This window comes from Paraburkholderia bonniea (genome assembly GCF_009455625.1).
GTDB lineage: Bacteria > Pseudomonadota > Gammaproteobacteria > Burkholderiales > Burkholderiaceae > Paraburkholderia > Paraburkholderia bonniea.
The window spans coordinates 544743-558276 of record NZ_QPEQ01000001.1; the positions used below are offsets into that span (position 1 = coordinate 544743).

Sequence of the window (13534 nt, forward strand, 5' to 3'; positions counted from 1 at the left end):
TAAAATTCGCAGCATTAGCATTCCTTAGTCCCACTTTTACTTCCCCATTTTTATGTCCCGTTCGCTTGAAATTCTTAAAGAGGTTTTCGGCTATCCCGCGTTTCGGGGACAGCAAGGCGAAATCGTCGAGCATGTTAGCGCGGGCGGCGATTGTCTCGTGCTGATGCCGACCGGCGGTGGCAAGTCATTGTGCTATCAGATTCCGTCGCTGGTTCGCCGCGAGGCTGGGCTAGGCGCTGGAATCGTTGTCTCGCCACTCATTGCACTGATGCAGGATCAAGTGGCCGCATTGACCGAGTATGGTGTGCGTGCTGCTTATTTGAATTCGACGCTGAGCGGTGCGGAAGCCGCTGCGACTGAGCGTGCGCTGCGCGACGGCCAGTTGGACCTGCTTTACGTAGCGCCTGAGCGCTTGATGACGCCGCGCTTTCTTGAGTTGTTAGAGCGAGCTCATATAGGCCTGTTTGCTATAGATGAAGCGCACTGTGTGTCTCAGTGGGGCCATGATTTTCGGCCTGAGTATATTCAGTTGTCGGTCTTGCATGAGCGTTTTCCAGCTGTACCGCGGATAGCACTGACAGCGACTGCAGATGCCATTACACGTGATGAAATCGTGCAGCGTCTTGCGCTGGACGAAGCGCGCATTTTTGTTTCGAGTTTCGACCGGCCGAACATTCGCTATCGCATTGTTGAGAAAGATAACGCTCGCACACAGTTACTGGATTTCATTCGCGCGGAGCATTCAAAGCCCGATGGCACGACGGATGCGGGCGTTGTCTATTGCCTGTCACGGCGTAAGGTCGAGGAAACGGCCGAATGGCTCAAAGGGCATGGCGTCCGGGCATTGCCTTATCACGCTGGCATGGAGTTCGGCGTGCGGCAGAAGCACCAGGAAATGTTTCAGCGCGAAGAGGGCATCGTCATGTGCGCGACGATTGCATTTGGTATGGGGATCGACAAGCCAGATGTGCGCTTTGTGGCTCACCTGGATTTGCCTAAAAGCGTGGAAGGTTATTACCAGGAAACCGGCCGTGCGGGGCGAGACGGCATACCTGCAAATGCATGGATGGCGTATGGCTTGGGCGACGTTGTTCAGCAGCGAAAGATGATTGATGAATCCGAGGCTGATGATGCTCACAAGCGGGTGCAAACCGGAAAACTTGATGCATTGTTGGGTTTGTGCGAATCGGCGTCATGCCGTCGCGTGAGATTGCTGGCTTATTTCGGTGAATCAAGTCAACCATGCGGCAACTGCGATACTTGCCTTGAGCCTCCAGCATCATGGGATGCCACGAAAGAAGCGCAAATGGCGCTTTCCTGTGTCTTTCGCGCTCAGCGAGCAAGTGGATTTCACTTTGGCGCGGGTCATCTAATCGACATCTTGCGAGGCAATCGCACGGAGAAAATTCTGCAGCGCGGACACGAGTTGCTGAGTACCTTCGGAATTGGCGCAGCGCTTTCTGAACCTGAGTGGCGGGCTGTGTTTCGCCAACTGGTTGCCTTTGGCTACCTTACGGTAGATCACGCGGGTTATGGCTCGCTGGTTTTAACTGAAACTAGCAAACCGGTACTCAAGGGTCAGCAAGTCGTCACATTGAGACGCTACGTTAAACCGACTCGCACCCGTCAAACATCGACCCGCACCAGCGAACGAGCGGACCCAACGATTGGCATGGGGCCACGCGAGCGTGCTCGCTGGGACCGCTTGCGAGCGTGGCGAACCGAGACGGCGAAAGCCGACGGAGTACCTGCTTACGTTATTTTTCACGATGCAACCCTCGCTGAAATTGCGCGAAATGCTCCCGTTTCGCTTGAAGACTTGCGTGATATCCAGGGCATGGGTGCGCGGAAGTTGGACCGCTTCGGTGGCGCTTTGCTCGAGGTAGTTGCAGCAGGTTAGTGTGTGTTCTGGCTGCATTGGACCTGTCATGCGGTATTTGGCTGCAACTTATTGACTTGTTTGGTATTTTCAGAATATGATGCTAGGTTCTCGTATTTTGAGCCCTCTTGCGTGGGAGTCTCTCGCGTAAAAATCGGGTGTCAGATCGAGATGTACGGCATCTTCGGTGTTTTCGCTTTGCCCGAAAAACGAAGTAGCTGGTTTTATTAAATTTCAGGAATAAACAATGCCAACCATCAATCAACTGGTTCGCAAAGGTCGCGCTTCCGAAACTGCGAAGAGCAAGAGCCCGGCCTTGCAGGACTGCCCCCAGCGTCGCGGTGTGTGCACACGTGTGTACACTACGACGCCAAAAAAGCCGAACTCGGCGCTTCGTAAGGTTGCCAAGGTACGCCTGACGAATGGTTTTGAAGTGATTTCGTATATCGGTGGTGAAGGCCACAACCTGCAGGAGCACTCGGTGGTGCTGATTCGCGGCGGCCGGGTGAAAGACTTGCCAGGTGTGCGTTATCACATGGTTCGTGGCTCGCTGGATACCCAGGGCGTTAAGGATCGTAAGCAAGCTCGCTCGAAGTATGGTGCGAAGCGTGCCAAGGTTGGCAAGTAAGCTAGTCTGTCTAGTCAAGGTAATTTCAGGTCGCCCGCACCAAGGGGCGAAAATTGCGGTGGTGCCGGATTCGCCGGTGCTGTCGAGTAAGTAGTCACCCGACCGGACTGGTTGGCCGTTAAGGCTAAATCGGGTTAGTTGGTGGCCACGGGGCTGGTGCCAGTCCCAACTGAAAATAAAGGAAGAAGCATGCCACGTCGTCGTGAAGTCCCCAAGCGGGAAGTATTGCCGGATCCGAAGTTCGGTAACGTAGATGTAGCCAAGTTCATGAATGTGCTGATGTTGTCAGGCAAGAAGTCGGTTGCTGAGCGCATTGTGTACGGCGCTTTCGAGCAAATCCAGACTAAGGGTGGCAAGGACCCGCTGGAAGTGTTCACGGTAGCGCTCAATAACGTTAAGCCGGTAGTGGAAGTGAAGAGCCGGCGCGTTGGCGGTGCGAATTACCAGGTTCCGGTTGAAGTGCGTCCGTCGCGTCGTATGGCATTGGCGATGCGCTGGTTGCGCGAGGCTGCGAAGAAGCGTAGCGAAAAATCAATGGCCTTGCGTTTGGCTGGTGAATTGAGTGAAGCGGCTGAAGGCCGTGGTGGTGCGATGAAGAAACGCGATGAAGTGCACCGGATGGCGGAAGCCAACAAGGCGTTCTCGCACTTCCGTTTCTAAGCGCCCCGACCCCGGGCTAGCGGAGCAAAATTCCGGGCGGGTGCGCTTCCAAAGTGCCTCGCCCGTTTGTGTTACTGCGTAGTGGTCTTATTCCATTGCGCCATTCCCATAGAGGATTAAAGTGGCTCGCAAGACACCTATCGAGCGCTACCGCAATATCGGTATTAGCGCTCACATCGACGCTGGCAAGACAACGACGACCGAGCGCATTTTGTTTTACACCGGCGTGAACCATAAAATTGGTGAAGTGCACGACGGCGCTGCAACAATGGACTGGATGGAGCAGGAGCAGGAGCGTGGCATCACGATCACCTCGGCTGCAACAACTGCGTTCTGGAAAGGCATGGCGGGTGACCGTCCTGAGCATCGCATTAATATCATCGACACACCGGGTCACGTCGACTTCACGATTGAAGTCGAGCGCTCGATGCGTGTGCTTGATGGCGCGTGCATGGTGTATTGCGCCGTGGGTGGTGTCCAGCCGCAATCGGAAACAGTTTGGCGTCAGGCTAATAAGTACAAGGTGCCTCGCCTTGCGTTCATTAATAAAATGGATCGTACTGGCGCGAATTTTTTCAAAGTTTACGATCAGTTGAAATTACGCCTGAAGGCAAATCCGGTTCCTGTTGTGGTGCCTATTGGCGCTGAGGAATCGTTTCAGGGCGTGGTTGACCTGATTAAGATGAAGGCAATCATCTGGGACGAGGCATCGCAAGGTACGAAATTTACGTACGAAGAGATCCCGGCAGAACTCGCGGATACCTGTGCTGAATGGCGCGAGAACATGGTCGAGGCTGCTGCTGAAGCAAATGAAGCCTTCATGACCAAGTATCTGGATTCGGGTGAGTTGAGCGAAGAGGAGATCATCAAGGGTCTGCGTGATCGTACGATCGCTTGTGAAATTCAACCGATGCTGTGTGGAACCGCGTTCAAAAACAAGGGCGTACAGCGGATGTTGGATGCTGTGCTCGATTTCTTGCCTTCGCCGGTTGATATTCCTCCGGTTACGGGTGAGCTGGAAAACGGCGAGAAAGTTGAACGTCGTGCGGCCGATGACGAAAAGTTCTCGGCGCTTGCGTTCAAGATCATGACTGACCCGTTTGTGGGGCAGTTAATTTTCTTCCGCGTTTATTCGGGTACGACCAAGTCGGGCGATACGTTGTTGAATGCGACCAAGGACAAGAAAGAGCGTCTTGGTCGTATTCTGCTGATGCACGCAAACCAGCGCGAAGAAATCAAGGAAGTGCACGCGGGTGATATCGCTGCTGCAGTCGGCCTGAAAGAGGCGACTACAGGCGATACGCTATGCGATCCAGCCCATCCGATCGTGCTTGAGCGCATGATTTTTCCGGAGCCGGTGATTTCGCAGGCGGTTGAGCCGAAAACCAAGGTTGACCAGGAAAAAATGGGTCTGGCGCTGAATCGTTTGGCTCAGGAAGATCCTTCGTTCCGTGTTCAGACTGATGAAGAATCGGGTCAAACTATTATTTCGGGGATGGGCGAACTCCATCTCGAAATTCTGGTTGACCGGATGAAGCGTGAGTTTGGTGTTGATGCGACTGTTGGTAAGCCGCAAGTGGCTTATCGTGAAACAATTCGTTCGGTTTGCGAAGAAGTTGAAGGTAAGTTCGTCAAGCAGTCGGGTGGCCGTGGGCAGTATGGTCACGTCGTGCTTAAGCTTGAGCCGCAAGAACCGGGCAAGGGCTACGAGTTTGTTGATGCGATTAAGGGTGGTGTGGTTCCGCGTGAATACATCCCGGCAGTTGACAAGGGCATTACCGAAACGCTGAAGGCTGGCGTGCTGGCTGGCTTCCCTGTTGTCGACATTAAGGTCACGCTGTTCTTCGGCTCGTATCACGATGTTGACTCGAACGAAAATGCGTTCAAGATGGCTGGCTCGATGGGCTTCAAGGAAGGTATGCGTCGTGCCAACCCGGTGCTGCTTGAGCCGATGATGGCGGTAGAAGTAGAAACGCCAGAAGACTTTATGGGCAACGTGATGGGCGATTTGTCTGGCCGTCGCGGTATTGTCCAGGGCATGGATGACATGGTCGGTGGTGGCAAGATCGTCCGCGCAGAAGTGCCGCTTGCAGAAATGTTTGGCTACTCGACGTCGTTGCGTTCCCTGACTCAGGGCCGAGCAACGTACACGATGGAGTTCAAGCACTACTCGGAAGCACCGCGTAACGTTGCTGACGCCGTCATCAACGCGAAGACGAAGTAATCATTCACCGAACAATTTTTTTGAAAGAAGAGAAAAATGGCTAAAGGTAAATTTGAACGGACAAAGCCGCACGTCAACGTGGGCACGATTGGGCACGTCGACCACGGCAAGACAACGCTGACGGCAGCGATCACGACGGTTCTGACGGCGAAGTTTGGCGGTGAAGCAAAGGCGTATGACCAGATCGATGCGGCACCGGAAGAAAAGGCGCGTGGTATCACGATCAATACAGCGCACGTGGAATATGAGACGGCAAATCGTCACTACGCACACGTCGATTGTCCGGGTCACGCTGACTATGTGAAGAACATGATTACGGGTGCCGCGCAGATGGATGGCGCGATTCTGGTGTGCTCGGCTGCAGACGGCCCGATGCCGCAGACACGTGAACACATCCTGCTGGCGCGCCAGGTTGGCGTGCCGTACATCATCGTGTTCCTGAACAAGTGCGACATGGTGGATGACGCTGAGTTACTTGAGCTCGTCGAAATGGAAGTGCGTGAGCTTCTGTCGAAGTACGACTTCCCGGGTGACGATACACCGATCGTCAAGGGTTCGGCCAAGCTGGCGCTGGAAGGCGACAAGGGCGAACTGGGTGAAGTGGCGATCCTGAGTCTGGCGGATGCGCTGGATACCTACATCCCGACGCCGGAGCGTGCGGTGGATGGCGCATTCCTGATGCCTGTGGAAGACGTGTTCTCGATTTCGGGCCGTGGCACGGTGGTGACGGGGCGTATTGAGCGCGGCATTGTGAAGGTTGGTGAAGAAATCGAAATCATCGGTATCAAGCCAACAGTCAAGACGACATGCACGGGCGTAGAAATGTTCCGCAAGCTGCTTGATCAGGGTCAGGCGGGCGACAACGTCGGTATTTTGTTGCGCGGCACGAAGCGTGAAGATGTTGAGCGTGGTCAGGTTTTGGCCAAGCCGGGTTCGATCACGCCGCACACGCATTTCACGGCTGAAGTGTATGTGCTGAGCAAGGACGAAGGTGGTCGTCATACGCCATTCTTCAATAACTATCGCCCGCAGTTCTATTTCCGTACAACGGACGTAACGGGTTCGATCGAGTTGCCGGCGGACAAAGAGATGGTGATGCCTGGCGATAACGTGTCGATCACGGTTAAGCTGATTGCGCCGATCGCGATGGAAGAAGGCCTGCGCTTTGCTATCCGTGAAGGTGGTCGTACCGTCGGTGCCGGTGTCGTCGCTAAAGTCATCGAGTAAACCAGTTTGTAGATGTGTGCCAGGGGATGAGCGTTTGTATCTGTACAAAGGCTCATCCTCATGCTCTTTTATATATGGCGGCGCAATACCGCCTCGTTCTTTTTAAGGAATGGCCATGCAACAACAGCAACAGCAGCAAAAAATCCGTATTCGCCTTAAAGCGTTCGACTACAAGCTGATTGACCAGTCGGCTGCTGAAATCGTCGAGACCGCGAAGCGGACTGGTGCAATTATCCGTGGCCCAGTACCACTGCCGACCCGTATTCAGCGTTTCGATATTCTTCGCTCGCCGCACGTCAATAAGACTTCGCGTGATCAGCTCGAAATTCGCACGCACCAACGTTTGATCGACATCGTTGATCCGACAGACAAGACGGTTGACGCATTAATGAAGCTCGATCTTCCTGCTGGCGTCGACGTTGAAATCAAGCTGCAATAAGCATTTTGTGGAGCCGAATTTGACGGTGTCGCTAAGTCATTGATTGCTTGCGAAAAAGGAAGAGCCTAGCTATAATGCGAGGCTTTTCGTGCATTTGCACAAAAAAGTCAGCGCTAGCCAGTGGGTGAGTGTCTGCATTTTGTAATTTAGCCCCGACCAATCGCAGTCGGGAATGGAGAAAACGATGAGCCTTGGACTTGTAGGTCGCAAGGTTGGCATGACCCGTATCTTCACGGTGGATGGGGATTCAATTCCCGTTACTGTGCTGGACGTGTCCGACAACCGCGTGACGCAGATCAAGACTGTTGAAACCGATGGCTACATAGCCGTTCAGGTTGCATTCGGCAAGCGCCGCCGTTCGCGCGTGAAAAAGCCGCTGGCAGGTCATCTTGCCAAAGCTGGCGTTGAAGCCGGTGAGATCCTCAAAGAATTCCAGATCGACGCTGCGAAGGCCGCCGAGCTGTCGAATGGCGCGATCATTGATGTTGATCTTTTCGAAGTAGGCCAAAAGGTTGACGTGCAAGGCGTGTCGATCGGTAAGGGCTATGCCGGTACGATCAAGCGTTATAACTTCGCATCTGGCCGGGCATCGCACGGTAACTCGCGCTCGCACAATGTGCCGGGCTCGATCGGTATGGCGCAGGATCCGGGTCGTGTATTTCCGGGTAAGCGCATGACCGGTCATATGGGTGACGAAACGGTGACGGTGCAAAACTTGGTAATCGCTCGCATTGATGCTGACCGCAAACTCCTGCTGATTAAAGGTGCCATTCCTGGTGCCAAGGGCGGCATGGTTTTTGTGACGCCGGCAGTGAAAGCGCATGCTGTGAAAGGAGCGAAATAATGGAACTTAAGCTCCTGAATGCAAATGGTCAGGAAGGCGCGGCAATGAGTGCGTCGGACGTGGTGTTTGGTCGTGACTACAACGAAGCCTTGATTCACCAGGTTGTCGTTGCATACCAGGCTAACGCACGTAGCGGCAATCGCGCGCAAAAAGACCGTGAGCAAGTTAAGCACACGACTAAAAAGCCATGGCGGCAAAAAGGTACGGGCCGTGCTCGTGCTGGTATGTCGTCAAGCCCGTTGTGGCGTGGCGGTGGTCGCATTTTCCCGAATTCGCCCGAAGAAAATTTTTCACACAAGGTAAACAAGAAAATGCATCGCGCAGGTCTCTGCTCGATCTTTTCTCAGTTGGCTCGTGAAGGTCGTATAGCGGTCGTTGACGAGATGACGCTCGAAGCGCCCAAGACAAAGCTGCTTGCCGAGAAATTCAAAGCGATGGGGCTCGAATCTGTATTGGTAATTACCGATACGGTTGACGAAAACCTGTATCTCGCGTCACGCAATCTCGCCCATGTGGCGGTTGTTGAGCCGCGATACGCTGACCCGCTTTCATTGATCTATTTCAAGAAGATCTTGATCACGAAGGCTGCGGTTGCCCAGATCGAGGAGTTGCTGTCATGAGTGAGATTCGCAAGAACGATCATCGTTTGATGCAGGTTCTGCTCGCGCCAGTGATCTCCGAAAAGGCGACACTCGTAGCAGACAAAAATGAGCAAGTAGTATTCGAAGTTGCTCCGAATGCCACGAAACACGAAGTAAAAGCGGCAGTTGAGTTTTTATTCAAAGTGGAAGTGGATTCGGTCAACGTGCTGGTTGCCAAGGGTAAGGCCAAGCGTTTTGGTCGCTTCATGGGTAAGCGCAAGGATATCAAAAAAGCTTACGTGTGCCTGAAGCCTGGTCAGGAAATCAACTTTGAAGCGGAGGCCAAGTAATCATGGCAATCGTTAAAGTTAAACCGACTTCGCCCGGCCGTCGTGCGATGGTCAAGGTGGTTAACAAGGATCTGCATAAGGGCAAACCATTTGCTCCTTTGTTGTCTCCGCAAAGCGTGACCGCCGGCCGTAACAATAACGGTCACATCACGACGCGTCACAAGGGTGGTGGTCACAAGCAGCATTACCGTATGATTGATTTTCGTCGGACCAAAGATGGTATTCCGGCAAAAATCGAGCGTCTTGAGTACGATCCAAATCGTAGCGCAAACATTGCGCTACTTCTGTACGCAGATGGTGAGCGGCGTTACATCATCGCCCCCAAGGGTGCAGTTGTTGGCCAGCCGTTGATGTCTGGTTCTGAAGCGCCGATTCGTTCGGGTAACGCTTTGCCTATCCGGAATATTCCGGTTGGGACAACGATCCATTGCATCGAGATGTTGCCGGGTAAGGGTGCGCAAATGGCGCGCTCGGCCGGAACATCAGCGATGTTGCTGGCTCGTGAAGGTACCTACGCTCAAGTTCGGTTGCGTTCAGGCGAAATTCGTCGGGTTCATATCGAATGCCGTGCAACGATCGGTGAAGTGGGTAACGAAGAGCATAGCCTGCGCCAAATCGGCAAGGCTGGTGCAAATCGTTGGCGCGGTATTCGTCCGACAGTTCGCGGCGTTGCTATGAACCCGGTGGATCACCCGCACGGTGGTGGTGAAGGCAAGACGGCAGCAGGGCGTGATCCTGTAAGCCCGTGGGGTACGCCTGCGAAGGGTTATCGCACCCGTAGCAACAAGCGCACTACGACGATGATCGTTCAGCGCCGTCACAAGCGTTAAGGAGTAGGCAATGGCACGTTCTGTAAAAAAAGGTCCGTTCTGCGACGCCCATTTGCTGAAGAAGGTTGAGGCAGCTGCAGCAAATCGCGACAAAAAACCGATTAAAACCTGGTCGCGTCGTTCAACGATTCTGCCGGACTTCATTGGTTTGACGATAGCTGTGCATAACGGCCGTCAACACGTTCCGGTGTATATCTCGGAAAATATGGTCGGCCATAAGCTTGGCGAGTTTGCTTTGACCCGGACGTTCAAGGGTCACGCAGCCGACAAGAAGGCCAAGAAATAAGGGGCTATCAGATGGAAGTGAAAGCAATTCATCGCGGTGCCCGCATCTCGGCGCAAAAAACGCGCCTTGTGGCTGACCTGATCCGCGGTTTGCCGGTCGACAAGGCGTTGAACGTTCTTACGTTCTCGCCAAAGAAGGCTGCGGGAATCGTGAAAAAAGTCGTGCTGTCGGCAATCGCGAATGCGGAGCATAACGAAGGTGCTGATATTGATGAGCTCAAGATTACGAGCATCTACATTGATAAAGCGGCATCTCTCAAACGTTTTACTGCGCGCGCTAAAGGCCGTGGTAACCGCATCGAGAAGCAATCCTGTCACATCACTGTGACAGTCGGGAATTAAGGGGTCATACGATGGGACAAAAAATTCATCCGACTGGCTTCCGCTTGGCTGTCAGCCGCAATTGGGCATCGCGTTGGTACGCGAACAATACCAATTTTGCGGGGATGCTTCAGGAAGACATCGGTGTTCGTGAGTATCTGAAGAAAAAGCTGAAAAACGCGTCGGTTGGTCGAGTTGTTATCGAGCGTCCGGCGAAAAATGCGCGGATCACGATTTATAGTTCGCGTCCAGGTGTGGTGATCGGCAAGAAGGGTGAGGATATTGAGTTGTTGAAGTCGGAGCTGCAACGCCGCATGGGCGTGCCGGTCCACGTCAATATCGAAGAAATCCGTAAACCAGAAACCGATGCACAACTGATTGCCGATTCGATTACTCAGCAGCTTGAGCGTCGTATCATGTTCCGTCGCGCAATGAAGCGTGCAATGCAAAATGCCATGCGACTTGGCGCTCAGGGTATCAAAATTATGAGCGCTGGACGTCTGAATGGGATTGAGATTGCCCGTACAGAGTGGTACCGCGAAGGTCGCGTACCACTTCATACGCTGCGTGCTGATATTGATTACGCAACGTCGGAAGCGAAAACAACCTACGGCATTATCGGTGTGAAGGTATGGGTTTACAAGGGCGACACTCTTGGCCGTAACGACCTGCCGGCTGTAGAAGAAGTAGCCGAAGAAAAACGCCCGCGCCGTAATGCTCGTCCAGGTGGTGATCGTCGTCCGCGCCGTGATGGTGAGGGCGGAGCTCCTGCAGGTGCGCGCCGTGGTGCTCCTCGTCGTGCTGGCGCAGCCGGTACTGACGGGAAGACTGGAGAATAACGATGCTGCAACCGAAACGCAGAAAGTATCGCAAAGAGCAAAAGGGTCGCAACACCGGTATTGCCACCCGTGGTAATGCGGTGTCATTTGGTGAGTTTGGCCTGAAAGCCATCGGTCGTGGTCGTCTCACCGCGCGTCAGATTGAATCGGCGCGTCGGGCGATGACTCGTCACATCAAGCGTGGCGGCCGTATCTGGATTCGTATATTCCCGGACAAGCCAATCTCGCAAAAGCCGGCTGAAGTGCGTATGGGTAACGGTAAAGGTAACCCTGAGTACTACGTCGCAGAGATTCAACCGGGTAAGATGCTGTACGAAATGGACGGCGTAACTGAAGAGCTGGCACGCGAAGCGTTCCGTCTGGCTGCAGCGAAGCTGCCGCTTAAGACAACGTTTATCGTGCGTCAGCTCGGTGCCTAAGGAGTAAATGATGAAGGCTTCCGAACTTCACCAGAAAGATCAGGCCGCGCTCAACAAGGAGCTGTCGGACCTGTTGAAGGCGCAATTCGGTCTGCGCATGCAGCTTGCGACGCAGCAACTCACGAACACGAGTCAGTTGAAGAAGGTTCGTCGTGATATAGCTCGCGTGCGGACCGTCCTGACTGAGAAGGCGAACCAGAAATGAACGATAGCGTAAAAACCTCGCTCAAGCGGACGCTGGTCGGCAAGGTCGTTAGCAACAAGATGGACAAGACGGTCACCGTGCTGGTTGAGCATCGTGTGAAGCACCCGATTTACGGCAAGTATGTCGTGCGATCGAAAAAGTATCATGCTCACGACGATGCGAACACGTTTAACGAGGGTGACCTCGTTGAGATCCAGGAAACTCGTCCGATTTCCAAGACGAAAGCATGGACTGTGTCGCGTTTGCTTGAGGCTGCTCGCGTCATCTAATGTCGCGATATAGTAGAAAAAGCTGAAGTGCTGTATATTTTGCTTGCAAGACCGAGATTATTTGTTATAATTTCGGTCTTCCCTCTTTGTGGGAGCCCCGTCGCGGGCGAAGTTGGTGGGGGAAGCGGGTCGGGCGCCAGCCTGTTCCGAAAGATTCACCGGATTGCGATGGCGGGTTTCGTTTGCCGTCGCTGCTGTTCTAACCCAAGCAGCTGATAGGCTGACGGGACCAAGACTGACCGGGTGCGCCATGGTGGTGTAGCCGGATTAAGTTGGGAAAGATAAACCATGATCCAGACCGAAACTCGGCTTGAAGTGGCCGATAACACGGGTGCGCGTGAAGTATTGTGCATCAAGGTGCTCGGCGGCTCGAAGCGTCGTTATGCCAACATCGGCGACATCATTAAAGTCACCGTCAAAGAGGCAACGCCGCGCGGGCGCGTTAAAAAGGGCGAGATTTACAACGCCGTAGTGGTTCGAACCGCTAAGGGTGTGCGCCGTCAGGATGGCTCGCTGATCAAATTTGATAGCAATGCCGCTGTATTGTTGAATGCCAAGCTTGAGCCTATCGGCACCCGGATTTTCGGGCCGGTCACGCGCGAGTTGCGTAGCGAGCGATTCATGAAAATCGTCTCGTTGGCACCGGAAGTGCTGTGAGGAGTCGAGATGAACAAGATTCGTAAAGGTGATGAAGTAATCATTATCACCGGAAAAGATAAAGGCAAGCGCGGCATTGTGCTATCCGTTGGTGATCAGCATGTGACGGTCGAGGGTATTAATCTCGTCAAGAAACATGTGAAGCCAAACCCGATGAAAGGTACAGCGGGTGGTGTGGAAGCCAAAACGATGCCGTTGCATATTTCGAACGTCGCACTGGTTGACGCGAATGGCAAGGCCTCACGTGTTGGCATCAAGGTCGAAGGGGACAGGAAGGTACGGTTCCTTAAGACTACTGGTGTCGAGCTGAGCGTCTGACGCTGCGGAGTAAAAAATGGCTCGTCTACAAGAGTTTTACAAAGAAAAGGTTGTGCCCGGTCTTGTTGAGAAGTTCGGATACAAATCTGTAATGGAAGTGCCTCGCATTACCAAGATCACGTTGAATATGGGTCTTGGTGAAGCTGTGGCTGACAAGAAAATCATTGAAAATGCGGTTGGCGATCTGACCAAAATTGCTGGGCAAAAGCCAGTAATTACAAAAGCGCGCAAGGCAATTGCGGGCTTCAAGATTCGTCAAGGCTACCCAATTGGGGCGATGGTTACCTTGCGTGGCCAGGCGATGTACGAATTCCTGGATCGCTTTGTGACGGTTGCGCTGCCTCGTGTGCGCGATTTCCGTGGCGTATCTGGTCGTGCATTTGATGGTCGTGGCAATTACAACATCGGCGTGAAAGAGCAGATTATTTTCCCCGAAATCGATTACGACAAGATCGACGCGTTGCGTGGGCTGAATATCAGCATTACGACGACAGCGAAGACTGACGATGAAGCAAAGGCGTTGCTCGCCAGCTTCAAGTTCCCGTTCAGAAACTGAGGT

Annotated in this window: 19 protein-coding genes; all 19 read left to right on the forward strand. The window is 53.5% G+C overall.

Going from position 1 to position 13534, the window contains the following annotated elements:
* Positions 1-52 precede the first annotated feature (52 nt).
* Positions 53-1900, forward strand: coding sequence for a DNA helicase RecQ (gene recQ, locus GH656_RS02300; protein WP_153074398.1), 1848 nt, complete (start codon positions 53-55; stop codon positions 1898-1900).
* 226 nt (positions 1901-2126) lie between these two features.
* Positions 2127-2507, forward strand: a complete 381-nt coding sequence (rpsL, locus tag GH656_RS02305; RefSeq protein ID WP_153074399.1) for a 30S ribosomal protein S12 — start codon at positions 2127-2129, stop codon at positions 2505-2507.
* Positions 2508-2696: 189 nt separating this feature from the next.
* The gene (gene rpsG, locus GH656_RS02310) at positions 2697-3167 is read left to right on the forward strand and encodes a 30S ribosomal protein S7 (RefSeq protein ID WP_006053291.1); all 471 of its coding nucleotides are present in this window, start codon (positions 2697-2699) and stop codon (positions 3165-3167) included.
* Positions 3168-3288: 121 nt separating this feature from the next.
* Positions 3289-5391, forward strand: a complete 2103-nt coding sequence (gene fusA / locus GH656_RS02315; RefSeq protein WP_153074400.1) for an elongation factor G — start codon at positions 3289-3291, stop codon at positions 5389-5391.
* Between the two features lie 36 nt (positions 5392-5427).
* Positions 5428-6618: an elongation factor Tu gene (tuf, locus tag GH656_RS02320; protein ID WP_153074390.1), complete on the forward strand. Its 1191-nt coding sequence runs from the start codon at positions 5428-5430 to the stop codon at positions 6616-6618.
* Positions 6619-6733: 115 nt separating this feature from the next.
* The gene (gene rpsJ / locus GH656_RS02325) at positions 6734-7057 is read left to right on the forward strand and encodes a 30S ribosomal protein S10 (RefSeq protein WP_153074401.1); all 324 of its coding nucleotides are present in this window, start codon (positions 6734-6736) and stop codon (positions 7055-7057) included.
* Positions 7058-7241: 184 nt separating this feature from the next.
* Entirely contained in the window at positions 7242-7901 is a 660-nt protein-coding gene (rplC, locus tag GH656_RS02330) for a 50S ribosomal protein L3 (protein ID WP_153074402.1), read from the forward strand.
* Positions 7901-8521, forward strand: coding sequence for a 50S ribosomal protein L4 (rplD, locus tag GH656_RS02335; RefSeq protein ID WP_153074403.1), 621 nt, complete (start codon positions 7901-7903; stop codon positions 8519-8521). The genes rplC and rplD overlap by 1 nt, the downstream gene beginning before the upstream one ends.
* Positions 8518-8832: a 50S ribosomal protein L23 gene (gene rplW, locus GH656_RS02340; RefSeq protein ID WP_153074404.1), complete on the forward strand. Its 315-nt coding sequence runs from the start codon at positions 8518-8520 to the stop codon at positions 8830-8832. The genes rplD and rplW overlap by 4 nt, the downstream gene beginning before the upstream one ends.
* A gap of 2 nt (positions 8833-8834) precedes the next feature.
* Positions 8835-9662 (forward strand): 50S ribosomal protein L2, encoded by an 828-nt coding sequence (rplB, locus tag GH656_RS02345; RefSeq protein ID WP_153074405.1) that lies wholly within the window; start codon positions 8835-8837, stop codon positions 9660-9662.
* A gap of 10 nt (positions 9663-9672) precedes the next feature.
* Complete coding sequence (rpsS, locus tag GH656_RS02350) at positions 9673-9948, forward strand: 30S ribosomal protein S19 (protein ID WP_153074406.1); 276 nt, start codon at positions 9673-9675, stop codon at positions 9946-9948.
* Positions 9949-9959: 11 nt separating this feature from the next.
* On the forward strand, positions 9960-10289 hold the full coding sequence (gene rplV, locus GH656_RS02355) for a 50S ribosomal protein L22 (protein WP_153074407.1): 330 nt from the start codon (positions 9960-9962) through the stop codon (positions 10287-10289).
* 11 nt (positions 10290-10300) lie between these two features.
* Positions 10301-11107: a 30S ribosomal protein S3 gene (rpsC, locus tag GH656_RS02360; protein ID WP_153074408.1), complete on the forward strand. Its 807-nt coding sequence runs from the start codon at positions 10301-10303 to the stop codon at positions 11105-11107.
* 2 nt (positions 11108-11109) lie between these two features.
* Positions 11110-11526, forward strand: coding sequence for a 50S ribosomal protein L16 (gene rplP / locus GH656_RS02365; RefSeq protein ID WP_153074409.1), 417 nt, complete (start codon positions 11110-11112; stop codon positions 11524-11526).
* A gap of 10 nt (positions 11527-11536) precedes the next feature.
* Complete coding sequence (gene rpmC, locus GH656_RS02370) at positions 11537-11731, forward strand: 50S ribosomal protein L29 (protein ID WP_007180130.1); 195 nt, start codon at positions 11537-11539, stop codon at positions 11729-11731.
* Positions 11728-12000, forward strand: coding sequence for a 30S ribosomal protein S17 (gene rpsQ / locus GH656_RS02375; protein ID WP_153074410.1), 273 nt, complete (start codon positions 11728-11730; stop codon positions 11998-12000). The genes rpmC and rpsQ overlap by 4 nt, the downstream gene beginning before the upstream one ends.
* 288 nt (positions 12001-12288) lie before the next feature.
* Positions 12289-12657: a 50S ribosomal protein L14 gene (gene rplN / locus GH656_RS02380; protein ID WP_153074411.1), complete on the forward strand. Its 369-nt coding sequence runs from the start codon at positions 12289-12291 to the stop codon at positions 12655-12657.
* A 9-nt stretch (positions 12658-12666) separates the two neighbouring features.
* Positions 12667-12975 carry a 50S ribosomal protein L24 gene (gene rplX / locus GH656_RS02385; RefSeq protein ID WP_153074412.1) on the forward strand — a complete coding sequence of 103 codons (309 nt, stop codon included), beginning with the start codon at positions 12667-12669 and terminating at the stop codon, positions 12973-12975.
* Positions 12976-12991: 16 nt separating this feature from the next.
* On the forward strand, positions 12992-13531 hold the full coding sequence (gene rplE, locus GH656_RS02390) for a 50S ribosomal protein L5 (RefSeq protein ID WP_153074413.1): 540 nt from the start codon (positions 12992-12994) through the stop codon (positions 13529-13531).
* Positions 13532-13534: the final 3 nt, after the last annotated feature.

Bases quoted from the DNA above. Each gene is read 5' to 3' on its own strand.
- recQ (WP_153074398.1), top strand. From the start codon at position 53: ATGTCCCGTTCGCTTGAAATTCTTAAAGAGGTTTTCGGCTATCCCGCG.
- rpsL (WP_153074399.1), top strand. From the start codon at position 2,127: ATGCCAACCATCAATCAACTGGTTCGCAAAGGTCGCGCTTCCGAAACT.
- rpsG (WP_006053291.1), top strand. From the start codon at position 2,697: ATGCCACGTCGTCGTGAAGTCCCCAAGCGGGAAGTATTGCCGGATCCG.
- tuf (WP_153074390.1), top strand. From the start codon at position 5,428: ATGGCTAAAGGTAAATTTGAACGGACAAAGCCGCACGTCAACGTGGGC.
- rpsJ (WP_153074401.1), top strand. From the start codon at position 6,734: ATGCAACAACAGCAACAGCAGCAAAAAATCCGTATTCGCCTTAAAGCG.
- rplC (WP_153074402.1), top strand. From the start codon at position 7,242: ATGAGCCTTGGACTTGTAGGTCGCAAGGTTGGCATGACCCGTATCTTC.
- rplD (WP_153074403.1), top strand. From the start codon at position 7,901: ATGGAACTTAAGCTCCTGAATGCAAATGGTCAGGAAGGCGCGGCAATG.
- rplW (WP_153074404.1), top strand. From the start codon at position 8,518: ATGAGTGAGATTCGCAAGAACGATCATCGTTTGATGCAGGTTCTGCTC.
- rplB (WP_153074405.1), top strand. From the start codon at position 8,835: ATGGCAATCGTTAAAGTTAAACCGACTTCGCCCGGCCGTCGTGCGATG.
- rpsS (WP_153074406.1), top strand. From the start codon at position 9,673: ATGGCACGTTCTGTAAAAAAAGGTCCGTTCTGCGACGCCCATTTGCTG.
- rplV (WP_153074407.1), top strand. From the start codon at position 9,960: ATGGAAGTGAAAGCAATTCATCGCGGTGCCCGCATCTCGGCGCAAAAA.
- rpsC (WP_153074408.1), top strand. From the start codon at position 10,301: ATGGGACAAAAAATTCATCCGACTGGCTTCCGCTTGGCTGTCAGCCGC.
- rplP (WP_153074409.1), top strand. From the start codon at position 11,110: ATGCTGCAACCGAAACGCAGAAAGTATCGCAAAGAGCAAAAGGGTCGC.
- rpmC (WP_007180130.1), top strand. From the start codon at position 11,537: ATGAAGGCTTCCGAACTTCACCAGAAAGATCAGGCCGCGCTCAACAAG.
- rpsQ (WP_153074410.1), top strand. From the start codon at position 11,728: ATGAACGATAGCGTAAAAACCTCGCTCAAGCGGACGCTGGTCGGCAAG.
- rplN (WP_153074411.1), top strand. From the start codon at position 12,289: ATGATCCAGACCGAAACTCGGCTTGAAGTGGCCGATAACACGGGTGCG.
- rplX (WP_153074412.1), top strand. From the start codon at position 12,667: ATGAACAAGATTCGTAAAGGTGATGAAGTAATCATTATCACCGGAAAA.
- rplE (WP_153074413.1), top strand. From the start codon at position 12,992: ATGGCTCGTCTACAAGAGTTTTACAAAGAAAAGGTTGTGCCCGGTCTT.